Genomic DNA, 24,862 nt, shown 5'->3' with positions numbered 1-24,862 from the left:
GCGTGGGGCGGCGCCGACCTCGCGGGCGCGCTGCGGGCGGCGCTGGCGTCGCAGGCGCGATGAGACGGCGCCCAGGCTCGTAGGCGCGCAGAAACGACGCTGGAGGGTTCAGGAGGCCGAAGGGGCGGCGCCGACGTCGTAGGCGCGCTGGTAGCCGGCTTCGAGGTCGGTGATGGTGAGGCGGACCAGGCCGTGCTTGGTGATGGCGTACTCCTCCTGGATGAGGGGGCCGTCGCCAGGCAGGCGCTGGACGGGGACGTCGGCGAGGCGGGTGCCCGGGTTGCGGGCGTTGCGGTCGAAGGGGAAGTAGACGGCGTCGAAGGCGGTGATCTCGCCGTGGGGGACGCCCTGGGGGTCGAGGTCGCCGCACTCGACGAAGCGGTAGCGGCCGACGTTGTGGGCCGCGCGGTAGACGCGGCGGTGGACGGTGGCGGGGTCGTGACGGCCCGGGACGCGGGCGTCGCGGCCAAAGATGGGGTCGAAGACGACGTCGCGGCCGCTGTCGCTCTCGCGGAAGACGCCGAAGTGGCGGGAGAGGCGGTCGGAGAGTTCGAAGCCGGCGTCGTCGTCGACGGCGATGGCGAGGCCGATGGCGACGGCGGCGGAAGGGTACGGGGAGCGGTGGACGCGGCGGCCGAAGACCTCGCGCAGGACGCGGCCGACGACGGGCAAGGAGCTGGCGCCGCCGACGACGTAGATGCCGGCCAGCTCGGTGAGGGCGTCGTCGGTGCGGCTCTTGGCTTCGAGGTGGGCCATGACGGGGTGCATGGCCTCGATGCTGCGCTGCACGAGGGGGAGGCAGCGGTCGTAGTAGTCGGCGACGGAGGCGGTGACCTCGGGGGCAGGGGCGAGGTCGCCGAGGCAGCTCTCCAGGTCGATGACGATGCGGCGGGAGCTGGGGTTGAGGCGCTCCTTGGCTTCGCGGCACTGCTCGACGAGCAGCGCCAGGGCGCGGTGGGGGAGGCCGCCGCGGGTGAGGCCGACCTGCTCCAGAATCAGGTGGACGAGCGCAGCGTCGAAGTCGTCGCCGCCGAGCTGAGAGGAACCGGAGGTGGCAATCGCTTCATGGCGGCGCCCCGTGATGTGAACGAGGGAGGCGTCGAAGGTGCCACCGCCGAGGTCGTAGACCACGATGTGCTCACGGCGGGAGGTGAGGGTGTTGTGGTAGCGGTGGCTGTACTCGAAGCCGGCCGCCGAGGGCTCGTTGAGCAGGGCGGTGACCTCGAAGCCGGCGCGGTGGAAGGCGTCGAGGGTGATGAAGCGCTGCGCGCCGTGGGCATTGGCCGGGGTGGCGACGACGGCGACGAGCTGCTCGTCCCGCTTGACGGACGGGCGGTTGGAACGGGTCAGGATGGCTTCGCGCAAGGAGCCGAGGAAGCGGGCGATGAGTTCGACGCCGGAGAGGGTGGTGCTGCCGAGCTCGACCTGGAAGTCCGGGGAGGTGCGCGGGCCCGAGAGGAGGCGCTTGAACGAGCGGAGGACGGTCCACTCGGGATCGGCAGCGACCTCGAGGGCGTCGAACCCGAACCGCAGCTCGCCGCGGCGCTCGGCGATGACCGAGGGATACCAGTCGACGGGGTTGCCGCTCTCGTCCTGGAAGCTCAGGACCGGGTAGTTGCCCCGATCGCTGCAAGCGACGACGGTGCGGGTGGTTCCAAAATCGATGCCGAGGCGCATGACGCACCGAGCCTAACCTGGCCCGCTGCGGAAGGCACGATTGTGGCAAGTTTCGTGGTCACCGAGGCAATGGCTGAGCCCCTTCGGAGGGCGCGCGGCGACGCCCGCAAGCCCTCCGCCGTTCGAGGTCAGTGGGGCGGGGGCAGCGTGCCATGGACGCGGTAGCAGACGCGCAGGTAGGGGCGGTGTTCGAGCGCGCTGTGCTCGCTGCTCCAGAAGGCGTGGCGCTTGCCCGCGGTATCGATGACGAAGCCGTGATCATTGCGATTCCGATCGCGCCGCCATTCGGCGACGGTATCGGTGACGTCGACCACGTGGTGACCTTCGCCGAGCACGGTCTGGAACGAGGCGATTTCCTCGGGTTCGTAGGCTTCTTCGAAGCTGTTCCAGGTCACGTCGTTCTCGTCCCACGCGGCGAGGATGGGGTGGATCCTGATGGTGCTTTCGCGATCGGTCCACGCTTGCGAGAGGCCGAGTTCGGCCTTCGAGATCTCGACGCCGCGCGGTAGGTCGGAGAGGTCGAAGCCGACGAGGGCGAGCTTGCGTTGCTCGATCTCGCCCGCGCTGATGTTGTCGGAGGCGCCGTCGTTGTAACTGGGTGCGCTGAGATAGACGGTGGCATCCTGGGCGTGGCCATGCTCTCCGCGCCGGTAGGTGTCGCACCGGAGCGGGTTGGTGGCCAGGCCGTGGTTTCCCAGCGTCACGTCGAGGGGAGGCACCTGCAGCACGCCCCTGTCGAATGCGGGACCAGGGAGATCGCCACCCCTGTCGACGGGGTCGTCGCTCGCGCCGAGAAGGTCGGAGTCGTCGGCTTCCATGGTGCACGCGCCCACGGAGAGGGCGACGGGGATCATGGCGAGCACGAGGATGGATGAGTTCCGCTGCATCATCGCTGCAATCTCCTGGATGAGGGGCAGAGGCTGGAAAAGCCTCCTCTTCAGCGAGTGCCTATGGCAACCGACAGACCAGTACGGATTGGGCACGATGGGGGCACGTCGGGGGCGAACACGACCATGAAGCCGCTCGGCCCCCGAGATCGCAGCGGATGCGGCGCGTGCAGCGCGTGCAGCGCGTGGTTCAGTGAGGCGGCATGGGCGTCCCGTGAGGAGGCGTCACCGGGATGAGGGGCCCACGGAGATGCCGGCGGTGCGGCTCGTGGTGCGGGGTGCGGGTGTGCGGCGGCCCGATGTGGATGAGATGCCGGCGGAGGTGCTCGCGGGTCATCTCGGGGAGTCGGACGGGCTGCCCGTGAAGCCGGCCGGGCTCCTCGCGGGGCGGCGTCGTGCTGGGCTCGCGGGGGTTCGTCCTGAGCCCGCGAGGCGGCACGATGGTGATGCCCGCGAGGCAGACGCGCAGGAAGGGTCGATGCTCGATGCGCTCGCTCTCGCTGCTCCGGAAGGCGTGGCGCTTGCCGGGGACGTCGATGACGAAGCCGTGGTGCTCGTGGCCATGGCGGGGTCGATGGTGCCGCCACGTCTCGAGATGCTTCGTGACGTCGACCTCGTGGTGGCCTTCGCCATGATGGGTCATGAAGCTGCCGAGGGGCTCATGTTCGTGGCCGTCGCCGAAGTTGTGCCAGGTGACCTCGTGCTCGCGCCAGGCGTCGCGGATGGCGTGCACGGTGACCGGCGTCTCGCTGTCGGTCCACGTCTGCCAGATGCCGAGGTCGGCGCGCTCGATCTCCACGTCGTCGTCGAGGTCGGAGAGGTCGAAGCCGATCAGCGCGAGCTTGCGCCGCTCGCCCTGGCCTGCGCTGATGGTCTCGAGCTCGCCTTCGTTGTAGTCCGGCGCTTCGCGGTGGATGGTCGCGTCCTTCACGTGACCATGCTCTCCGCGGCGGTAGATGCGACAGCGACTCCCGTGGTGCGGCGTGGGCTCTCTCTCCCGGTCCGTCTGCGTGCCGCGGGGAGGCGTCATGCCGGGCGGCTCGTTCCGCCGGTCGATCGCGTCCTCGTTCTCTTCGACAGCCTCGGTCTCGTCGACATCCATGGCGCAGGCACTCATGGCGAGCGCAACGGGGAGCACGGAGAGCGCGAGAAGGCGTGAGTTCCGCTGAAACATCGGTGCAGTCTCCTTGTCGACGAGGCAGGGTCGGGGGCACCTCCTCGCCGGGAGAGCCGCTTCGCAACCCACAGACCAGGACCGCTGGGAACGATGGGGGCATGTCGAGGGCGGACAGGGCCGTGGCTTCCAGGCTGGCGAGATCCGGGAGAGGCGGGGGATCGTGGGGAGGGAGCGCGACGAGGAGGAAGCTGGGGGCGACGAGGAAGCTGGGAACGAGGGCGAACGCGAGCGCGCGCGTGGACGGATGGGAGGGGCGGCGCGTGGCGCGTGGCGCGCGGAGCGTGGCGTGTGGAGCGAGGTGCGGGGTGCGGGGTGCGCGGAGCGTCAGTGTTTGACGAGGGACGCCGGCACGTCGATGAGGCAGGCGCGGAGGACCTCGGAGAGGGTCTTGGCCTGCGGATCGAGGCGCGAGGAGGCGCCGACGCCATCGCCGAGGATGCCGCGGATGACGAAGTTGAGCGCGAGCAGGTTGGGAAGCTCGTAGCGCTCGACGGCGTAGCTCTCGGTCTCGGGCAAGAGGGCCTCGAGGCGCTCGACGGTCAGGAAGGTGCGCAGGAACTCGTGCGCTGCCGGTGAGCGGGCCCAGACGCCGAGGTTGGCGTTGCCCGCCTTGTCGCCGGAGCGCGCGCCGAAGAGGCGGCCGAGGGCGATGCGCTCGGTGGGGCCGTCGTGCGGCGGAGCGGTGCTCGGGGGTTCTGCCGCGGTCGGGGCCGAGGGCACGAGGAGCGTGGGCGGTGGGGGGACGGTCAGGATCTCGTTGCCGAACACGACGCGCTCCTGGATGTGCTCGCGGTCGACGAGGCAAGGCCAGAACGCGACGTCGGGGATGGCGTCGCCCGGGGGCGCGGTGAGGGTGAGGCCCGGGACGGTGGAGAGCGCGAGTTCGACGGCGCGGGCGGCGAAGCGACGGCCGACGCGCTCGGGATCCGGGGAGGCGACGGTGACGCGCAGCTCGGCCAGGGCTTCTTCGCCGCTCTGGGGCTCGGGCGGGGGACGGCGGACGATGCGCGCTTCGAAGCGGGTGAAGGCCTCGCGGCCGCCCGTCGCGGCGAGGAGGGCGCGTTCGAGCAAGGCGGCCTTGGCGTCGAGGTCGAGGCCGGCGAGGTAGAAGCCCACGGTGTGGCGGTAGCCGCGGGCGACGAGGGCGCCGACCTTGAGCGTGGGCGGCGGGGGCTCGCCGCGGGCGCCGCGGACGAGGACGCGATCGGGGGCGTCCTGGAGCAGTTCGAGGGCGTCGAAATGGGCGGTGACGTCCGGGGTGAGGTAGCGGGGGGCGTCGATTTCGTAGAGGAGCTGCGCGGTGACGGTGCCCGTGGAGACGAGGCCGCCGGTGCCCGGATGCTTGGTGATGATGGCCGTGCCGTCCTCGCGGATCTCGGCGAGGGGGAAGCCGACGTGCTCGAGGCCGGGGACATCCTCGAAGAAGGCATAGTTCCCCCCGGTCGCCTGGGCGCCGCATTCGAGGATGTGCCCTGCGGCAATGGCGCCGGCCAGCTTGTCCCAATCGTCGCGGGCCCAGCCGAAATGGGCAGCGGCGGGGCCGAGGACGAGGGCAGCGTCGGCGACGCGGCCCGTGACGACGATGTCGGCGCCGGCGAGCAAGGCGTCGCGGATGCCCCAGCCGCCGAGGTAGGCGTTCGCAGTGACCGGCATGCCGCCCGCTTCGGCGAGAGGGATACCTCGGTCCAGGTGGGAGAAGGTCTGGCCTTCACGGCGGAGGTCGTCGAGGCGGCCCGCGAGATCGTCGCCCTCGACGACCGCGACGCGAGGGCTCCTGCCCAGGCGACTGGCGAGCGCCTCGATGGCCGTGGCGAGGCCGCGTGGGTTGAGCCCGCCGGCGTTGGTGACCACCTTCACGCCGCGGTCGAGGCACTCGCCCAGGATGCGCTCGAGCTGGGAGACGAAGGTGGCGGCGTAGCCGAGGCGCGGGTCCTTCATCCGGGCGCGCAGGAGCAGGGCCATGGTGAGCTCGGCGAGGTAGTCGCCCGTGATGACGTGGACTGGACCACCACGCAGGGCCTCTTCGAGCGCGGAGAACCGGTCTCCGTAGAAGCCGCTGGCGTTGGCGATGATGAGGGGCTCTCGGGCGGACATGTCCTCATGGTACGCGTTCTCGAGCGAGGGTGCGCAACCGCGAGTACGACATGCTGCGCACCACCCGACCGCCCGCGGCGTCTTCCGTCTGTGCCAGCTTCGGGCTCCGTGCTTTCATCGATGACAGAGCGAGTTCCAGGCACCAAGGAGAACGAGCCATGGACACATCGTCGGAGATCGGCGTCGCACCGGGCGGGCTCCCCTTGCTCGGTCATGCGCTGCAAATGCTGCGTCACCCCCTCGACTTTTTGACCTCCCTGCGCGGGACGGGTGACGTGGTCAAGATACGGCTCGGGCCCGAATGGGCCTACCTGGTGAGGCACCCGGACCTGGTCAAGCAGGTGCTCGCCGACGCATACACGTTCGACAAAGGGGGGATCGTCTTCGATAAAGCGAGGAACATTCTCGGCAATGGCTTGGCGACCTGCCCGGCCGGCGATCATCTGCGGCAGCGCCGGCTGCTCCAGCCAGCCTTCAGCCGTGAGCGGCTGATCAACTACGCCGTCTGCATGCGTGACGCCGCCCGCACCCGGGTGGAGTCGTGGCATGACGGGCAGGTGGTGGAGGTGGACCGGGAGATGGGCTCTCTCGCGCTCACGGTGGCCACCCGGACGCTGTTCTCGATGGACTCCGTCGCGGAGTCCCCCGAGGAGATCCAGGCCTCGATCCAGACGATCCTGTCCGGCATCTACCGCCGGGTGATCACTCCCTTCGAGGTCGTGCTGCGGGTCCCCACCCGCAAGAACCGGGAGTTCGATCAGGCGATGGCCCGCATGTACTCGGTCATCCACCAGATCACCGAGGACTACAGGACGGCCGGCATCGACCGGGGAGACCTCCTGTCGGCGCTGCTCGCGGCGCGCGACGAAGACGGCACGACCGGGCTGACCAACCGCGAGATCCGCGATCAGATCCTGGCGCTGTTCCTGGCCGGCATCGAGACCACCGCGGCGGCGATGACCTGGTCGTTCCACCTGATGGGGCACCACCCCGAGGTCGAGGCGCGGCTCCACGCCGAGGTGGACACGCTCCTCGGCGACAAGCCCCCTGGCTTCGAGGACGTCCCGAAGCTCACCCACGCGCACCGGGTGATCACCGAGGCCCTGCGCCTCTACCCGCCGCTGTGGCTCTTGACGCGAAGGACCACCGCCGAGGTGAAGCTCGGCAATCACCTGCTCCAGCCCGGCACGGCGATCCTGTTCAGCTCGTATGCCATGCACCGCGACGCGACCTACTTCGAGCACCCCGAGCGGTTCGATCCCGATCGCTGGCTGCCCGAGCGCGCCAAGGCCGTCCCGCGCGGGGCCATGATCCCGTTCTCCGCAGGCAAGCGGAAGTGCCTCGGCGACACCTTCGGGATGACCGAGGCGACCATCGCGCTGGCGACCGTCGCCCGGCGGTGGCGGCTGCGGCCCGTCCCCGGAAAGAGAATCAGCAGCATCGCGAGAATCACCTTGGCGCCGGGCGCGGTGCCCATGCGTGTCGAGCGTCGGTCCTGAGAGAGACGCCATGATGGCTGGAGGAGGAAATCAAGACATTGAAATGACGAACGGGTCGATGACGAAGCGATTACCAGGCACACAAGGAGAACAGCCATGGATGCGACTTCGGAGATTGGTATTGCGCCGGGCGGACTACCCTTCCTCGGTCATGCGTTACAGATGCTGCGTCGCCCCCTCGACTTCGTGGCCTCGCTGCGGGGACAGGGGGACGTGGTCAAGATCCGGGTGGGGGCCGAGTGGGCTTACCTCGTGCGGCACCCCGATCTCGTCCGTCAGGTCCTGACGGACATCTTCACCTTCGACAAGGGGGGTGCGCTCTTCGACAAAGCGAAGCAGATCGTGGGCAATGGCCTGTCCACCTGCCCGGCCAGCGATCACCTCCGGCAGCGGCGCCTGCTCCAGCCAGCCTTCAGCCGGGAGCGGCTGGAGAACTACGCCGCCACCATGAGCGAGGTGACCCGCGAGATGGTCGACGCCTGGCAGCCAGGTGACATCGTGGATGTGCACAAGGCCATGGGAAAGCTCGCGCTCTCGATCGCGACCCAGACCCTGGTCTCCACCAGCGCCGTCAGCGCGTCGCAGGAGACGCTCAAGGACTCGATCCAGGTGCTCCTGGACGGCATTTACTGGCGCATGATCGCTCCCTTCGAGCTGCTGCAGAAGATCCCCACCCGCCACAACCGGGAGTTCGCGCTGGCACAGCAGCGCATGGGCGCCGTCGTCGACCAGATGGCCGAGGAGTACCGGAAGTCCGGGGTCGATCGCGGTGATCTGCTGTCGGCGCTGCTCGCCGCGCGCGACACGGACGGGACGACGGGGATGACGAACGCCGAGATCCGCGACCAGGTCCTCACGTTGTTCCTGGCCGGGGTCGAGTCGAACGGGGCAGCGATGGCCTGGGCCTTCTACTTGCTCGGGCGGCATCCCGAGGTGGAACGACAGCTCCACGCCGAGGTGGACGAGGTGCTCGGCGGGCGCGTGCCGAGCTTCGCCGACATCCCCAAACTCGCCGTCACGCACCGGATCGTCCAGGAGACGCTGCGCCTTTATCCTCCGATCTGGATGGTCTCTCGCCGCACCACGGCCGCGGTGAAGCTCGGCTCGTGCGCGATCCCTGCAGGCGCCGGCATCCTGTTCAGCGCATACGCGATGCACCATGATCCGGATCTGTTCGACGAGCCGGAGCGGTTCGATCCGGACCGCTGGCTGCCCGAGCGGGCCAGGTCGCTCCCCCGCGAGGCGATGCTTCCCTTCTCTTCCGGGAAGAGGAAGTGCATCGGCGAGGCGTTCAGCGTGATCGAGGCGACGATCGCGGTGGCGACCGTGGCGAGGCGCTTCCGGCTGCGTTCGGTGCGGGCGGGGACGATCAAGGGCATCCCCCGGGTGACGTTGATCCCGGGCCCTTTGCCGATGCGCGTGGAAGGGCGGAAGCCGAAGACGATGGCGTGACCGGGCGCCCAGGGGAAGCGTGCAGCGCCGACGCCTCGCTCAGACGACGAGGGCGTCGAGGTCGGCGCTGTCGCTCCGCTGGGTGACGCGGTGGCGGTCGGACCACAAGGCGACCGTGGCGAGCCAGAGCAGCCGCATCCCCGCCGTGGGCGCGGAGTAGCGGGGGCTGCCCCGGAGCAGGTCGTCGAGGGCCGCCGTGGCGTCGACGCGGGTGAGGTCGCGCAGGACGCGGCGGTGGGCGTGGAACAGGGCCTCGAGGGGGGCGTGGGCGCTGCGGATCCAGGCGTCGATGGGGAGGGCGAAGCCCCGCTTCTTGTGCCACGCGGGGCCACCTGGGAGGAGGCGTTCGAGCAGGCGGCGGGTGAGCAGCTTGCCTCGGCCAGGGCTGACGAGCGCAGAAACGGGGAGGGCGTCGGCGAAGCGCACGAGGGCGTCGTCGAGGAGGGGGACGCGGACCTCGATGGATGCGGACATGGAGGCGATGTCGACCTTGGTGAGCATCGCGCCAGGGAGGCGCTCGAGGCGGTCGGCGACGAGGGCCGCGCGCAGGGCCTCGGTGAGGGTGGCGGAGAGCGGGGAGCGGGCGCCGGGGGCGGCGTGGGCTCCAGCGGCGAGGGGGCCGGCAGCGCGGGCGGCGACGAGCTCGCTGAGGCGCTCGGTCGCGGCAAGGGCAGGCGCGCCTTCGCACCAGGCCAGCGTGGAGAGGAGGCTGCGGTGCGCGGCGGGAGCGTCCATGCCGACCAAAGCGGCGAGCCGCAAGGCGCGGCGGGTGTGCTCGTCAGGTGCACCTCGGCCGAGGGCAGTGAGGGCCGCCTTGCCGAGGCGGTCGGCGAGCGATCGAGGCAACGCGCGGCGGGCGAGCGCGCTGGCGGCGACCATGCGGTAGGTGTCGTAGCCGCCGAAGACCTCGTCGCCGCCGTCGCCCGTGAGGACGACCTTCACGTGCTCGCGGGCAGCGCGGCTGAGGGCGCGGACGCCGAGGGCGCTGGTCTCCGCGAAGGGCTCGTCGTAGAGGGCGGGGAGCTCGGCGAGGTCCTCGAAGGCGAGCGTGTCGAGGCGAAGCTCGTGGTGGATGGTGCCCAGGCGGCTGGCGGTGTCGCGGGCGACCTCCGACTCGTCGTCGTCGGCCCGGTCGACGCCGATGGAGAAGGTGTGCAGCGGCTCGCCGGAGAGGCGGCGCATGAGCGTGACGAGGAGGGTGGAGTCGATGCCGCCGCTCAGGAACGCGCCCACCGGCACGTCGGCGACCATCTGGCGGGCGACGGCGCGGTGGACTTCGTGCTCGGCGCGGTCGAGGAGGTCCGGGGGCGCACTGGAGGCAGATGCGTCCAGCGCCGGCGGGGGGACGGAGGGCGCACGCTGGGGGGCGGCGGGGGCGATGGGCGCGAAGCGGCGGACGAGGGGCGCGGCGCTCGCGCGGTCGAAGGAGAGGGCAGCGCCCGGGGGGAGGCGGTAGACGCCATCGAAGGCGGTGAGGGGCCAGGGGACGTGCATGCGCACGAGGCCGAGGTCGAGGCCGGGTCCTGACGCGACGCGACGGACCTCGGGGTGGAGCAGGAGCGCCTTGAGCTCGGAGGCGAGCAGGAGACCGCCCGGGATCTCGGTCCAGAACAGGGGCTTGATGCCTGCACGGTCCCGCGCCGCGAGGATCCGAGCGCGGCGCCGATCCACGAGGACGAAGGAGAACATGCCCTCCAGCCGATCGAGGATGGCATCCCCCCACTGCTCGTAGCCGTGGGTGATGACCTCGCCGTCACCGCGGGTGGTGAAGCGGTGGCCCAGCGCTTCGAGCCGGGCGCGCAGGTCCTGGAAGTTGTAGATCTCGCCGTTGAAGACGCAGAGCACGTCGTCGGTCTCGCCGTGGAGCGGTTGCCGCGCCCCTTCGAGGTCGATGATCGAGAGGCGTCGGAACGCGAGCGCCGCCCAGCCGTCGACGATCTCCGCGGTGGCGTCGTCGGGGCCCCGGTGGGCGAGGGCGTCGCGCATCGCGGTCAGGAGGCTGCCGCGCTCGGCATCGCGGAGGCCGGCGGGTCGCACGATGGAGACGATGCCGCACACGCCGAGAGGCTAGCACCACGAACCGAAAGGAGCGTCGCGGCGTGTATGCTGCCGTCGGTGGACCTCTCCCGGACCCGGCTCGGGCGCCTGTTTCTGTTCGGCGCTCTGTACTTCGCGCAGGGCGTGCCCTGGGGCTTCATCTCCCTGCCGCTCTCGCTCTACCTGACCGGACAAGGGATGGGCCCCGAGGCGATCGGGAAGGTGCTGGCCCTCGCGTACCTGCCCTGGTCGTTGAAGCTGTTCATCGCCCCCCTGAGCGACGCGCTGGACCTGGGTCGGCTCGGGCGACGGCGGCCGTGGATCCTGGCATCCCAGTTCGGGATGGGGGCGACGCTGCTCGCGCTGGCGGGACTGGATCCGAAGGGCGCGATGGAGCCGTTCCTGGCGCTGATCTTCCTCCACAACCTGTTCGCCGCGGCGCAGGACGTGGGGGTGGACGCCTTCGCCATCGACGTGCTGGAGGAGCACGAGCGCGGCACGGCGAACGGGGTGATGTGGTCGATGAAGTACGCCGGCGTCGCGGTGGGCGGCGGCGGCTTCGCGATGATCTCCGGCAGCATCGGGTTCCGGGGGCTGTTCCTGATCATGGCGACGATGATCTTCGTCGTGGCGGTGCTGCCCGCCATGGTGCGCGAGCGCCCGCGCCCAGCGCGCGCGAGCGTGCTCACCGAGACGCCCCGCGTGCTGTTGACGACCCTGCGCTCCTTCGCGCTCCGGGCCACGTTCTTCGCGCTGATCCTCTATGTCCTCGCGCCGGCCGGCTCGGGGCTGCTCGGCGCGATGGCGTCGCCGTTCTTCAAGAACCGGCTGGGCTACTCGGACGAGGAGATCGGCGCGCTCAGCGGCCTCTATGCAGCAGGGCTCAGCGCCGTGGGCGCGTTCGCCGGCGGCGTCCTCTCCGACCGGCTGGGGCGTCGTCGCGCGGTGCTCCTCTTCACGCTCATCTCGGCCGCCATCCACGTCGCCTTCAGCTTGCTCGAAGCGCGCTGGGGATCGCGCACGGTGGTCTACAGCCTGGCCCTCACCGGCGCCTTCGCCGACGGCATGCTCCAGGCCACCTACCTGTCCCTGGCGATGGACCTCTCCAACCCGGCCGTGGGCGGGACACAGTTCACCGCCTTCATGTCCCTCGCCAACGTGCGGAACTCGTGGACGGCGTGGCTCGGTGGCCGAGCGGCGGAGCGGCTCTCCGCACCGGAGATGTACCTGCTCGCCGCAGCGTCGCTGATCGCACCGCTGGTGCTGCTCCCGCTCGTGAACCCCGAGCAAGCGAAGCGCGCGTTCCGGAAGAAGGACGAAGGCCCCGCCCCCGAGCCCGCCCCCTCGAGCGGCTGACCCGGCGCGGAGCCGCCGGGCGGCTCAGTGGCAGCGGAGAATGCGCGAGGCGTCCGTGATCGTCGGCGTGCAGCCGAGGAGTTCCCGCTTGCAGTTCCCGAAACGGCCCGCCTGTCCGCACGTCACGGCGTCCAGGAAGACACCGTTCCTCGTCGAGCTCGGGCACTGGCCGCCGCAGGTCACCTGGTTGTACTCGGGCTCCGCGGAGCCGCTGCAGTTGTAGTCGAAGTTCCGCGTCGGATGGGGCGTCGGGAACCAGTCGGTCTGGCCCGGGTGGACCCGGGCGTCCTCGTCGTCACAGTCCGTGTTCCGCGTCGGGTCGCCTTCGGTGCACCCCGTCGACCGGTATCCATCGCCATCGTTGTCGCAGCACTTGGTGGAGCCGATCCCGTCGCCATCGACGTCACAGCATCCGGGCGGGTTCGGTCCTCCATCCGGCACCTCGCACGTTTCACCGGTGCCACCTTGCCCGCCCGTGCCGCCCTGGCCCCCGATACCCCCAGCGCCGCCCTCGTGGACACCTCCCCCCTCACCGCCACCACCTCCCAGGCCCCCTTCGCCGGACGTGCCCCCCATCCCGGACGTGGTCGCGGGCATGGTCGTGGTCGTGGTCGTGGTCGTCGAGGTCAGGGCGCCACTGAAGTAGTCGATGTCCGGAAAGCTGCACGACGCCGCCATCAGCGCCATGGCGCCAGAACCGATCAGCAACCCCAGCGTGGTTCGAGCGACCCGAGACTCCATCAGAACCTCCCTCCGAGCTGCGCAGCGAGGCCGCCGCCCGTTGGCGCCACCCCGATCTGAAGCTGTGGTGAGAATGCATCGGACCGCGACACCGCGCTCTTCTGGCGGCTGCCCAGAATGAACAGCGGGACCCCTGCACCGATCCCCGCGATGGCCACCGCACCGAAAACGTTGACCAGGGTGGACGCCGTGCGCCCCCGCGACTCCGCGCCCTCCAGCGAGGTCGGACAGCGTTGGTAGTCCGGACAGGCTTCCTGGATCTCGCTCAGCGCGGAGCTGCGGAGAATGACCGAGATCACCGTCCCGACGGCACCGACACCACCCACCGACAGCGCTGCGATGCCCGCGATGCGCATGCCGTTGCTCCCCCCGCGATCTTCCTCGCCTTCACGCGGCTTCCTGGGCTTCTCGGGCGGCGGCGCGGCCGTCGGCCGGGGGATGTCGAGCGTGATCACCTCGCGCGCCCCGGTCGCCAGCTCGAGCTGCCGGACCACGGGGACCGCGCCGCCATAGGTCAGCGTGAGCTGGTGCGGCCCTGCGTCCCGCTCGATCTCCACGCCGAGCAGGCGAGGATCGAGCGGCTTGCCGTCGATGGACAGCTCCGCCTTCTCCTTTCCCTCGCCCCGGAGATGCACCGTCATCCGCGCGACCTTGCTCTCGAGGCGCTTGTACGCCGACTCCGCGTCGACCTCCCACCCCTCGTACTTCGGCTCGTTGCTCTGGAGCGCCGCGCGCCGCAGGCTCCACCAGCTGTTGCGCGCGGAGGCGAACTGCCCGAGTTCCTCTTCACACTCGGCGATGTTCCGCAGCGCGCCCAGCCCCTGGGGGTAGAGGTCCAGCGCGCGTCGGAAGGCCAGGATCGCCTCGGCGCAGCGGTTCTCACCGCGGAGCTGGCGCCCTTGCGCGAAGAACGCCTGCGCGTCGGAGTCGACCGCCCAGGCGGGGGCTGGTGCGGCGACGGCAAAAGCCAGCAGCACCGAGGCCACGAGGGTGCGCGCGCAGTTACTGGATCTCACTGGGATTGATCTTCTTGCGGGGGCGAGGGGGCGGCGGGGTCGGGGCCACCGTCACCGTGGCCGTCTCCGGAGCGGAAGGCTGGGCGGTGGCCGACGGGGGCGCCTCGACGACCGGCGGTACAGGCCGCGGAGGCGCGAGCGTGACCGGGGTCGTCGGGGGAGACAACGACGAGGGAGAGGGGACGATCTCCGGCTGGTTCGGGTCCACCTGGGTCGGCGCCAGCGTCTCGGGCGATGGCGTGGTGACCGGAGGACGGCGCGCGTCGTCACGGTGCGGCTCGTCCTCCGCCGAGAGCCACAGGAACACCAGGGTGAGCGCCGAGAGCAGGAGCGCGCAGAACGCGATCCCCGCGAACACGGTCCCGCGCCGCCTCCGCCTCTCGGCCGAGGCCATGCCCGCGCTCATGCCCGGCAGCATCGGCCTCCGCCCCGAGGCCGAATCGTGGCTCACCACCTGGGCCGGGCACCGCGCGGCCGTCCGGAAGGCGCTCGCCATCGAGCGCGCCGAGGAGAAGCGCGCGTCACGATCCTGGGCGAGCGCGCGCGTGCACCACGCGTCGAGCGACGGCGGCAGCCCCGGGCGGCGCGTGGAGGGAGGATCGAAACGGCCGACGCCGATGGCCGCCATCACCGCCGTGAACGTGGGCCGCTCGAAGGGGAGCACCCCCGTCAAGCACTCGTAGATCACCACCCCGAGCGCCCAGAGATCGCTGCGGGAGTCGATCTCGCACCGCCCCTCGACCTGCTCGGGGCTCATGTACGCGGCCGTCCCGATGAACGAGCCCTGCATCGTCGTCCGGGGCCTGTCGACGGGCATGTCGCGCGACATGATCTTGGCGATCCCGAAGTCGGCGATCTTGGCGTTGAGCTTCCCGTCTTGCTCCTGGCTGATCAGGATGTTCGAAGGCTTGAGATCCCGGTGGAGGACCCCTGCCGCATGCGCCGCGTCGAGCCCCTCGGCGACCTGATCGAGCATGTCCGCGATCTGCGGCAGCGGCATCTGCCCTTGCTCGATGAGGTCGGCGAGATCGCAGCCCTCGAGCAGCTCCATGACCAGGTACGGCCGGCCGAGGTGCGCATCGGCGTCGTGTACGATGACGATGTGCCTGCTCCGCGCGCCGAGGCGGGCCGCGATCTGCGCTTCGAGGCGGAACCGCTCCATGGCCTCCTGGCCATGGCCGGGATCCACCGTGAGGTTCGCCGAGATGAACTTGATGGCGACCTCGGTCCGGAGCGGCACGTGCATCGCCCGCCAGACCTCCGCCATGCCGCCATGCCCCAGCGGCTTGATCAGCTCGTACCGCCCGTTCCCGATCGACATCCCGGGCTCGAGCAAGAGCGACGGCACCCGCGACGAAGAGATCGGCGTGGCCTCACGCCAGCTCAAGGGCGGCGAGTCGGCCTGGGAGACGTCACCCGGCAGCTGGGAGATCGTCGGCAAGGGCGTCACCAGCGGGCTCCCGTGGCTCTGGAAAGGGGCGCCCCCCGAGCGCGCCGAACGAGACACCGGTGCCGGCAAGGTCGCCGGGTCCTTGAGCACGGTAGGCGCGTTGGGATCGCGTGCGGACATAGGAAGCTACGGGGCGGCCGTACCGTGTGAGGTGGCGCTTAGATCAAGGTATCGTATCGATGGCTAACAGCCAACCGAGTCGGTGCCCCGCGGTCAGCAGAGACGGGACGCTGCCCGAGGGAGCCCGTCGACCGACCGCCCCCTACCTTGCCTCCTCCGCCCCATGCCCGCGCGAGGAAGCCCGCACACGGGATCGCCACCCTTGCGGCGCAGCGCGTCGTCCCCGCTCCTGGAGGTGCAGGAGGAGGGAACTCGCCACGTGGATCACCACCACCGAGATGAGGAATGCCAGGCTGACCTTGAACACGGACGCGAGTTCCCCCCGGAACTGGTTGTAGGCGAACGAGCCCAGACAAGCGGCGAGCGCCCGTGCGAGCGGGTCGCGCACCCGGCCCACGCACGCGGCGAGAGGTCCGAAAAAGAATACCGCCGCGACCACCGCCACCTGCAGCAGCGCGCCCGCGTACTCCAGGTTCAGGTACCCCTCGGCTGTCATGTTGAAGGCGTACCCTCCGCCTTCCCGGGCGAAGGAGGGCGACATCCACCACACGTAGCGCGCCGAAAGCGAGGTGGGCCGGTCCTCCCACAAGGGCTTGGGCACCTGCATCAGCAGCGCGTTCACCCAGCTCTCGCCCGGGTAGTGGAGGATCGGCGGGTGCTGCTCGACGATGATCATCAGCGTGCCGAAGACCGTCTCCAGCTCGGGGATGACGAAGGGATTGTCGATGCGCTCGAGCCCGGCCTGGGCCGAGGCGAGCTGAGCCTCTGCCCCCTCTCCGAGCTGAGCCCGGTATCCCTCCATCGTGTAGGCATAGATGGGGATCGCCGCGACGCCGATCGCCAGCCACCACCGCGGGACCTTGACCCGTGACAGGTGCAAGCAGAGGCCGATGCTGGCGATGACCCACAGGAGCGGCCCGCGCCGACCGAGCATGGTGTTGAACAGAAACACGATCAGCATCACGCCGAGCGCGGTGTAGATGAGTCGCGGGACGCGCTCGCCGGCCCCACGGATGTCGGCGATCCGCGCGACGCAGTGCACGATGGCGAGCTGGATGAGATACCACCCGGCGGTGAGGAGGCCCTTGCCCTGCTCGTGCTGGTACGTGTCGACGTAGCTGGCCGCGAGGAGGCGACCGACGCCGGTCTGCGCGACCCAGACGCCGAGCAACAGCACGCCGATCATCCCGCCTGCGACGACGGCCCAGTCCCTCGGGATCAGCGTGGGCGCGAGGGGAGAACGCTCGTCCGGCGGGGCAGGTGGCTGGCTCATCGCCGTGCACACGAGCGCACAGCCCACCGCACCGAGGTACGCCACCTGGAAGGCGTGGGTCTCGGGCTGCGTCAGCGAGAAGGAACGCGAGAGGACGAGGTGGAGGGTCGGCGCGTAGCCGGAACTCAGAAAGTACGTCGCCGGGACGAACGTCTCCGGATCGAGCGGGTGGAGCCTGGGCCCGCCAGCGCGCACGAGCGAAGGCGCGATCACCATGAGCAGCATGCCCACGAACCACCCGCGCCCACCGCCCCCGAGCGCGCTCTCCAGGAGCGGGCCGACCACCGCGAGGCCGGCGACCAGGCCGACCGCCCCGACGCGCGAGAACACGCGCTTGCCGTGCTCGGTCTTCACCACGACGCCTCCCCCCGCCTCAGGACGCCGCGGCCGAGTCACCGGGGCGATCGTCGGGGCGGGCCTCGGGGTCGCCGTCGACCTGCCCGTAGTAGCCTTCCTTCTTGTACGAATAGTAGTGGTAGTAGCGGTACTCCTGCCGATCGAGATCGACCGCGTTCAGCACCACGCCCGCCGCCGTGCCCCCCACGTCGAGCAGCGACTTCACCCCGTGCCGTGCCAGCTCCCGCTGCGTCTTGAAGGCACGCGCGACGAGCACCGTCCCCTCGGACAGGGTGGAGAGGATCGCCGCGTCCGTCACCGCCACGACGGGCGGGCTGTCGATGATCACCCGGTCGAAGCGCGCCGAAAGCTGATCCAGCAGCATCCGGAAGCGCGCGCTGTGGAACAGCTCCGCCGGGTTCGGCGGCAGCGGCCCCGCGGGGAGCACCCACAGGTTCGGGACCTCGGTGCGCATCACCTCGTCGCTCGGCAGCTCGCCGTCGAGCAGCGCGGTGGTGACGCCGACGTCGGTCCCCTTCCCGAAGACCCGGTGCAGGCGCGGCCGGCGCAGATCGCAGTCCACCATGATCACCCGCTGCTCGGCCTGCGCCATCGCCGTGGCGATGCAGCACGCGACGGTGGTCTTGCCTTCCGACGGCCCCGCGCTCGTGATGAGCAGGATGCGGTACGGGTTGTCGGGCGCCATGAACAGCAGGTTGGTCCGGACGGCGCGCGCCGCCTCGGCAGCCCCGCTGAACGGCTGCTCGTGCACGATCAGCTCGCGTGACGTCCCTCCGCCGCGACCCCCGCGCCTCGGCCTCGGCCGCTTCCCCTTGGCGTGCTTCTCCTCGGGAGAGATCTCCGGCAAGAGCCCCAGGAACGGCAAGCCCAGCTCTTGCTCCACGTCGTCCGGCGTCTTCAGCGTGCGGTCGAGCATCGCCCGTCCGAGCGCCGCCGCCACTCCGAGACCCACGCCCGCGAGCAGCCCTGCCGCGAGGTTCATCGGTACACGCGGCCGGATGGGCTTGCGCTGCACCAGCGGCGGGTCTGGCACGCGGATGTTGTTCACCCGCATCATGCGCGTCAGATCCGCCTCTTTCGTCCGCTCCAGGACGAGCGCGTAGAGCTTCTCGGTGTTGTCCTTGCTCCGGCGCAGGCGGTTGTACTCGATCTCCAGCAGGTTCAGATCGAAGGCTTGCTTCTGCGCCCGCCCGAAGAGTCCGGCGAGCGCGCCCTCCTGCCGGGAGACGACCGCGAGGTCGCGATCGAGCGCGCCCTGGATGTTCTTCACCTCGGAGAGCAGCGCCGCCTTCGTCGCCCCGACCCGCTCCTCCGCGGCGCGCATGTCCGGGTGGCGCGGTCCCTTCCCCTCACCGAGCAGCGCCTTCTGCTCGCGCACCGTCTCCTCGTAGCGCTCCCGCAAGGTCTGCAAGGTGACGCTCTGGAGCAGCTCCGACGAGGGCAGGTCCACCGGATCGGACGCCTTGACCTTCGCCAGCTCGTCACGGCGCGCGCGGAACTCCTCGCGGCGCGTGCGCACCAGCGTGAGCGCCTCGTTGAGCTGCTTCATCTCCTCGCGCAGCATGTTCGACTGATCGTCGATGGCCACCGAGAGGATGTGCTTGTCGATCTTGTACTCGTGCAGCGCCATCTCGCTGGCTTCGAGATCCCCCTTCAGCTTGTCGAGCTGCGTGCGCAGCCACTCGACGGCCGAGTCGGTGGAGGCGAGCACGTCCTCCAGGTTCTGCTCGACGTACGTGTTCACCACCACGGACAGCACCCGCTGCGCGCGCTGGGCGTCGGCGTCGGTGAAGCGCACGATCGCGAGCCGGCTTTCCTTCACCGGATCCACCGCGAGGCGCTCGCGCAGCACCTCCGCGGCCTCCTCGGGCGTCACCGTCTTCCCCGACCCGGGCCGACCGGGCGGCAGGTTCTCCAGGAACGCGCTGTCGTTGTGCAAGCTCAGATCGCGCACCACGGCGAGGGCGACGCGCATCGACTGGATGATCTTGTACTGGGTCTCGTAGTACTCGCGGTTGTTCCAGTACGACCCGGTCCCCATCTCCACCACCGCGTCGACCCCGCGCCCCAGCGGCCTGGGCGGGTTGGGGTCGAACTGGATGGTGGCCGTGGCCTGGTAAATTTTCTTCTGCCCGAGCGTGTAAAACGCCACCAGCAGGAACACCCCGACCGCCGTGGCGAGGGCGATGACCCAGTGCTTCCGCACCGTCCGCCAGGCCATGACGATGTTCAGCGCTGGCGGCGTCCCCGGGATGCGTCCCCCGGAGACCGTGGGGCGCGGACCGGAGGCGCCCCCCGGAGCCGCAGGCTCTGGCGATCGCGAGGAGGAGTCGGAGGAGGAAGTCGTCACGGTAAGGAGCGAAGCTCGGCGGATCCGCGCGAGGCCCTCGCGGTCGCTAAGGTGCGCCTGCCCCCGTCAAAGTTCAAGCCACCGCGCTCCCCGCCTCGGATCCCGACCCGCACCGCGCTCCCCTCTCCCGCACCGGACGGGTCGCACGTCCCTCCCGGGGGGCCACCCCACCTTCGAGCCTGGACAGGGAGGCGCGTTGTCGCGAAGCTCATCCGATGAGCTGGCGACGTGCTCTGGCGGTGGCGAGCGCGGCCGGGGTGGTGCTCGTGGCGCGCCCCGGTGCGGCCGAGTGGCTGGTCGCGCGCCACGACACCGCGCGCACGGGCGCAGCGCTCACCCCGGGCAACATCGACAAGCCGGCCCAGTACTGGCGCTCGTTCCTCGGCGGCGCCCTGCGCGGCGGCGGCATGCTCGTCGGTGACACCGACGGTGACGGAGCGGTCGACGTGCTGCACGCGGCCGGCGGTCGCCTCGCCCTGGTGCGGCCCGACGGCCAGATCCTCTGGCAAACGGAGAACCTCGGCATCCAGGTGGTCATCGACGTCCTGGACCTGGACGGCGACGGTCGCCTGGACGTCATCGCCCGCAGCGTCGGCGAAGCGATGGTCGTCGACGGCCGGAACGGCACCCTGCGCTGGCGCCAGCCGTCGGGCGAGATGGGCACCATCAGCGCCACGCGCATCGCCGACTTCGACGGCGATGGCCGCCCCGATCTCTTCCTCGACCGCTGCGGCTGCTGCGCCGTCGAGGGCACGAGCCCCGGCGGCGAGCTCTACGCCTTCCCCGGCGGCACGATCACCCCCATCAAACTCGGCCCCCTCCCTCCCCGCGCTCGCTGCGGCGTCGGTGCGAGCACCGTCGGCGACTGGAACGGCGACGGCATCCCGGATCTGCTCCTCCCCAGCGGCGACGCCCTGCTCCTCACGACGTCCACGGGCAGCGTGCTCGCGCAGTCTGCGCCCCTCGCCCCCCTCATCGGCGCCGCCCGCTGCGAGGCCGTGAACCTCGACGGCCAGCCAGGCGACGAAGTGGTCTGCCTGCACAGCGTCACCGCGGCCCACCAGGACGGGCGACGCGTCTTCGCGCTCGCCTACCGACCGGGCCAGACCCCCGCCTTGCAGGTGCTCTGGGACGAGCGCCTCGGCGAGTCCGCGGACGGCGAGCTGCGCGCACCCGGAAAGCTCCTCTGGGACCTCGACGGCGACGGCGTGCTGGAGATCGTCGTCAGCACCAGGCAGCCCGGCAACACCTGGAACACCCACATCCTGCACGCCTCCACCGGCGCCACCCAGCTCCTGCTCCCGGGCCACCTCGCCCACGCCGTGCTCGAACCCGGCGGCGCCGCCCGCACCCTCGTCACCGCGACCGGCACCACCCTCCACGGCCACCGCGTCCAGCTCGGCGCCTCCCCGCAAGCGCTGCACCGCTGGGAGCGCCCTGCGCGCCGCGTCCCTTCGCAGACCGACCGACCGCTCGGCCGACGTTCGAGCTTCACCGACGGCCCCGTCCTGCTCACCCTGCAAGACGGCGCGCGCGCCTTCCTTCTCGAGACGACCGACACCCCGACCCGCCTCGAAACGCACCGCCTCGACCCCATCGGCCTCACCCACGACGCCACCTACACCCTCGACGAAGGCGTCGGCATCGCCGCCCTCGCTGCCATACCGCACGCGCCTCCCCTCGATCCCCCCGCGCGCCTCGTCGTGTCCCGCAACGACGGCTACGTCGCGCTCCTCGACGGCGCCCTCACCCCGCAGAACCTCCTCCGCGAGGGCAACGAGACCCTCCCTGGCATGCGCATCGGCACCTACGTCACCGGCGACGGCGGCATGTTCGTCTTCGGCCGCGCCCCCCTCGCCGGACGCTTCATCCCGGGCGCCCCTGCCGAGAGCGCCCTCGTCGTCGACGCCCGCGGCGACCTCGTCCGCATCGACGCCCTCACCGCCAGCAACGTCAGCCCTGCCCGCCCCAACATCCGCCTCCCGGGCGGCACCGGCGCCTCCCTCTTTCGCACGAGCCCCGGGTCCCCCCTGTCCATCGCCTACCTCCAGCAGCGCAGGCCTGCGACCGACCCCCCCACGCACCTCGTGTCCGTCGTCGACCACGAGGGCCACCCCCAGCTCACTGCTTCCCTCGACCGCGCTCCTGCGTGGGACGTGCTCCCGGGCGACCTCGACGCCGACGGCCTCCCCGACCTCGCCTTCATGACCGTCAACGCCGCCTCCGAGGTCCACGTCCACGCCATGACCCTCGCCGGCACCGCTCGCTGGATCCAGCCCCTCACCGCGCAGTTCGGCACCTCGCCCCTCGCCCTCGCCGACTGGAACGGCGACGGCGCCACCGACGTCGCGCTCGCCATCAACACCGCCCGCATCCACGACGGCCGCACCGGCCAGCTCCTCGCCGAGACCCCGACCGGCTCGTTCCTCGCCTACTTCCTGCCCATCCCCTTGCACGTCACCGGCGACCCCCGCCCCGAGCTGACCTTGCAAGGCGGCCTCTACCCCGCGCGCACCCTCGCCCACGACCTCGCGACCACCCACTGGCAAGGCCCCGACGATCGCCCTTACCCCTACGGCGCCATCGCCACCTGCAACGGCATCCCCACCCTCGTCGAAGGCTCCTCGATCCACCCGGCGCGCCTCGCAGTCACCCCCCTCGCCGGCCCTGCGATCGGCGGTCGCCGCTCCCTCGTCCTCGCTGGCGGCAGCGCCTTCGACAGCGAAGCCGCGGCCACCGCTGCCGGCGCCACGCTCGGCCAGCTCGGCGACGTCGCCGTCTCGTCTCGCCTCCACCCGACCCACGGCGGCCCCACCGCCCTCGTCGGCGCCACCGACGGCCACCTCTACGCCGTCGACCCGTGCGCCACCACGCTCCGCTGGAGCCACCGCTTCGACGCCCCCGTCGGCGCGCCCATCCTCGCCGACACCGACGGCGACGGCGCCGACGACATCCTCGTCAGCGTCGCCGACGGCTACCTCTACGGCCTCCGCCACGAGATCCTTCCCGCGCCCGCCTGGGTCTGGGACGTCGACCCTCCCAAGGGCCTGACCGACGACGACATCGACCTCATCGAGACCGAGAGCACCCTGCACGCCGCCTGGGCCCCCGTCCCTGGCGCCACCTCCTACGAACTCGCCATCGTCGGCGCCGCCGGCACCTACCTCACCTCCCCGGCCTGGACCGACGTGGGCAACGTGACCGCCGCCTCCACCCAGCACCTCCCCCTGGAAGACGGCGCGAAGTACTACGTCGGCGTGCGCGCCATCGGCCCCGAAGGACGCGGACCGGACCGCCCCTCGGACGGCGTCGTCGTGAACTTCGTGAAAGGCGCGAGCAGCGTCAGCGGCGCAGGTGGCGGTAGCAGCGGCGTCGGCGGCGCGGGTGGCGACGGGACCGGCGGTGTCGGGACGGGAGGCCGCCGAGATTACGACGAGGTGTTGCTCTGGGGCCGTGCCTGCGTCTGCCGCTTCGGCGTGGCTCCCGGCGCCTCCTGGGGCCTCTGGAGCCTCGCCGCGCTCACCGGGATCGCCGTCGGGCGCCGATGGAGCAGCGCGAGGCACAGCAGCTCACGCCGTCGACACCGCGACCTGCGCTCGTAGACACGCCGTGATCTGGCCGCAGCCCCCTCCCGCAGCTCAGCTCACGGGTTGCCCACCACGCACTCGCCCTCACCCCGGAAGTGGCCCAGGTTGCGGGACAGCGCCGTCACGAAGCTCTCCAGATTGTCGATGTGGCTGAAGCTCCCCGTCCCGTAGCGCCCCGTCTGGATGTCGGAGAGCGACACCATGGCCAGCTCCTTCAGCGAGATCGCGTCGTCGCCGTCCACGTCCGCGGCCGCGAGCGCGTCGAAGCGCAGCACCGCCCCGTCCGACTGGAGATCGTCGTAGAACAGATGGTCCCCGTGGATGGTCAGCTCCACGTTGTCGGTGCCGCCGTTCGTGACCAGCACCCCTTCCGTCTCCTTGCCGTCCTTCTCGCCGCGGCACGCCGTGTAGGCCGTCGCGGTCGTGAACGTCCACGCGAACCGCTTGATCTCCTGCCCCTTCTGCACCTGCCCGGCCACGTGCACCGACGCCCCGGCGTCCAGCATGAGCGCCTTGTCGGCCTCCGACGCGCTCACCAGCTCCGTGTCCGCGTCGACGGGGCCGATCTCGAACGACACCCGGTTCCAGGCCTTCGCCTCCAGCCCGTTGAAGCTCACCACCGGCTTCACCCCGGCGACCTTGTGGTCGACCAGGATCGACCCCGTCATCTCGCCGCCCGTGTTCCCCTCGCTGTCGGCCACGGTCACGTTCCGCAGCACGACCAGGAACTTGTCGAACGTCGCCTGCCACCCGTCGGCGAACTCCTCCGCCGGGATCCCCTCCTCGATGAACCCCTCGCCCCACGTGGAGAAGCTGACGTTGCCCTTGCCCCCCTCGTCACTGCTCCCGCACCCCGTCGTGCACGCGACGACCGCCGCGAGCGCCATCCACAGACCAGCCGTCTTTCGCATCACCCTTCCTCCATCGCGACGTACGAGAACTCGTACCCCGTCCCTTTCTTCAACCCCCGCGTGAACGCCCGGTGAGGCGTCCCGCGACCATCCAGCTCCACGGGATGTCCATCCAGGCTCTCGGGCACTTCCTCGAAGTCCACCTGATCGAGCCACACACTCGGCAGCACGCGCACCGTCACCGTGCCGTTCTGCTGCACATCTTTCTCCTCGAACACGCAGCCCGCCACGACCGGCTCACCGTGCCCATCGTCCACGTCGGCCGCCGTCGCGCGCGCCCGGAACATCCGCACCATCCCGTCCTTCTCGGCGGTCCCTTCCACGACCACCACGAACGCGCCCATCTCGTCCGCGAGCGGCCCCGAAGGACGCGCCCCGAAGTCGAAGCTCGCCGAGCGGTAGCTCCCCGTCACCGCGCTGGACGTCCCCAGGTCCACCGGGCCCGCGACCAGATCCACGCTCGTCGACGCCGTCATCTCGCCCAGGGCGTTGCCCTGCTGGTAGTGCCCCGGGTGCGCGTGCGCCTCCCGGATGAACCAGCGCGAGACCGCGTCGAAGAGCCGCGGCGACCGCTGCGCCGTGAGCGGCGCCCCGTCGAAGTAGTACAGCGCCCCCACCGCCACGCGCGCCTGCTGGAGCCGGATCGACCACCCACGCGCGTTCACGAACCCAGCCGCCAGCTCGTCCCCAGCCGCGATCGTGGTCGCATGCGACAGCCGCTGCCCCGTCGTGCTGTCGTCGCTCCCGCACCCGGACGCGAGCGCACCGAGCGCCGCCCCCGCGACGAGGACGACACCGACCGAGGTGAACGTCCGCCGCGACGGCCCCGCAGGTCGCCTGGAGAACACACGGGAAGAACGCGCTGACTTCATGACTCC

Annotated in this window: 16 protein-coding genes; 4 read left to right on the top strand and 12 right to left on the bottom strand. The window is 70.9% G+C overall.

Annotated elements, in window-relative coordinates; all coding sequences use genetic code 11:
- Window positions 1–108: 108 nt before the first annotated feature.
- The 4 genes from CMC5_RS08405 to CMC5_RS08390 form a co-directional block, all read right to left on the bottom strand.
- Window positions 109–1,677: an Hsp70 family protein gene (locus CMC5_RS08405; protein WP_050429907.1), complete on the bottom strand. Its 1,569-nt coding sequence runs from the start codon at window positions 1,675–1,677 to the stop codon at window positions 109–111.
- A 128-nt stretch (window positions 1,678–1,805) separates the two neighbouring features.
- On the bottom strand, window positions 1,806–2,567 hold the full coding sequence (locus CMC5_RS08400; RefSeq protein ID WP_050429906.1) for a DNRLRE domain-containing protein: 762 nt from the start codon (window positions 2,565–2,567) through the stop codon (window positions 1,806–1,808).
- 187 nt (window positions 2,568–2,754) lie between these two features.
- Window positions 2,755–3,738 (bottom strand): DNRLRE domain-containing protein, encoded by a 984-nt coding sequence (locus CMC5_RS08395; RefSeq protein ID WP_050429905.1) that lies wholly within the window; start codon window positions 3,736–3,738, stop codon window positions 2,755–2,757.
- Between the two features lie 327 nt (window positions 3,739–4,065).
- Entirely contained in the window at window positions 4,066–5,835 is a 1,770-nt protein-coding gene (locus CMC5_RS08390; protein ID WP_050429904.1) for an acyclic terpene utilization AtuA family protein, read from the bottom strand.
- 158 nt (window positions 5,836–5,993) lie between these two features.
- Between CMC5_RS08390 and CMC5_RS08385 the strand changes: the two genes are divergently transcribed.
- Complete coding sequence (locus CMC5_RS08385) at window positions 5,994–7,334, top strand: cytochrome P450 (protein WP_050435788.1); 1,341 nt, start codon at window positions 5,994–5,996, stop codon at window positions 7,332–7,334.
- Window positions 7,335–7,430: 96 nt separating this feature from the next.
- Complete coding sequence (locus CMC5_RS08380; RefSeq protein ID WP_050429903.1) at window positions 7,431–8,786, top strand: cytochrome P450; 1,356 nt, start codon at window positions 7,431–7,433, stop codon at window positions 8,784–8,786.
- A 39-nt stretch (window positions 8,787–8,825) separates the two neighbouring features.
- Here the strand turns inward: CMC5_RS08380 and asnB are convergent, their stop codons facing one another.
- Window positions 8,826–10,844, bottom strand: a complete 2,019-nt coding sequence (gene asnB / locus CMC5_RS08375; RefSeq protein ID WP_050429902.1) for an asparagine synthase (glutamine-hydrolyzing) — start codon at window positions 10,842–10,844, stop codon at window positions 8,826–8,828.
- A gap of 57 nt (window positions 10,845–10,901) precedes the next feature.
- On the opposite strand from asnB, the gene CMC5_RS08370 reads away from it, so the two are divergent.
- Window positions 10,902–12,179: an MFS transporter gene (locus CMC5_RS08370; RefSeq protein WP_218920242.1), complete on the top strand. Its 1,278-nt coding sequence runs from the start codon at window positions 10,902–10,904 to the stop codon at window positions 12,177–12,179.
- Window positions 12,180–12,203: 24 nt separating this feature from the next.
- Here CMC5_RS08370 and CMC5_RS44105 read toward each other — a convergent pair whose 3' ends face one another.
- The 5 genes from CMC5_RS44105 to CMC5_RS08345 form a co-directional block, all read right to left on the bottom strand.
- Entirely contained in the window at window positions 12,204–12,920 is a 717-nt protein-coding gene (locus tag CMC5_RS44105) for a hypothetical protein (protein WP_063796241.1), read from the bottom strand.
- Complete coding sequence (locus CMC5_RS08360) at window positions 12,920–13,936, bottom strand: tetratricopeptide repeat protein (protein ID WP_245678352.1); 1,017 nt, start codon at window positions 13,934–13,936, stop codon at window positions 12,920–12,922. The genes CMC5_RS44105 and CMC5_RS08360 overlap by 1 nt, the downstream gene beginning before the upstream one ends.
- A complete protein-coding gene (locus CMC5_RS08355) occupies window positions 13,923–15,506 on the bottom strand; it encodes a serine/threonine-protein kinase (RefSeq protein ID WP_082362325.1) in 1,584 nt (527 codons plus the stop codon). The genes CMC5_RS08360 and CMC5_RS08355 overlap by 14 nt, the downstream gene beginning before the upstream one ends.
- 142 nt (window positions 15,507–15,648) lie before the next feature.
- Window positions 15,649–17,133, bottom strand: a complete 1,485-nt coding sequence (locus tag CMC5_RS08350; protein WP_156338357.1) for a hypothetical protein — start codon at window positions 17,131–17,133, stop codon at window positions 15,649–15,651.
- A gap of 19 nt (window positions 17,134–17,152) precedes the next feature.
- Complete coding sequence (locus CMC5_RS08345; RefSeq protein WP_245678351.1) at window positions 17,153–19,486, bottom strand: GumC family protein; 2,334 nt, start codon at window positions 19,484–19,486, stop codon at window positions 17,153–17,155.
- A gap of 215 nt (window positions 19,487–19,701) precedes the next feature.
- On the opposite strand from CMC5_RS08345, the gene CMC5_RS48380 reads away from it, so the two are divergent.
- A complete protein-coding gene (locus CMC5_RS48380) occupies window positions 19,702–23,088 on the top strand; it encodes an FG-GAP repeat domain-containing protein (RefSeq protein ID WP_050429896.1) in 3,387 nt (1,128 codons plus the stop codon).
- Window positions 23,089–23,129: 41 nt separating this feature from the next.
- On the opposite strand, the gene CMC5_RS08335 is transcribed toward CMC5_RS48380, so the two are convergent.
- Both CMC5_RS08335 and CMC5_RS08330 read right to left on the bottom strand, forming a co-directional pair.
- Complete coding sequence (locus CMC5_RS08335; protein ID WP_050429895.1) at window positions 23,130–23,984, bottom strand: hypothetical protein; 855 nt, start codon at window positions 23,982–23,984, stop codon at window positions 23,130–23,132.
- The gene (locus CMC5_RS08330) at window positions 23,984–24,856 is read right to left on the bottom strand and encodes a hypothetical protein (RefSeq protein WP_063796240.1); all 873 of its coding nucleotides are present in this window, start codon (window positions 24,854–24,856) and stop codon (window positions 23,984–23,986) included. The genes CMC5_RS08335 and CMC5_RS08330 overlap by 1 nt, the downstream gene beginning before the upstream one ends.
- Window positions 24,857–24,862 lie beyond the last annotated feature (6 nt).

It is taken from the genome of Chondromyces crocatus (assembly GCF_001189295.1).
Classification (GTDB): Bacteria; Myxococcota_A; Polyangia; order Polyangiales; family Polyangiaceae; genus Chondromyces; species Chondromyces crocatus.
Note: the sequence above shows the minus strand (reverse complement) of the source record. Positions and strands in the feature narration are given on the sequence as shown.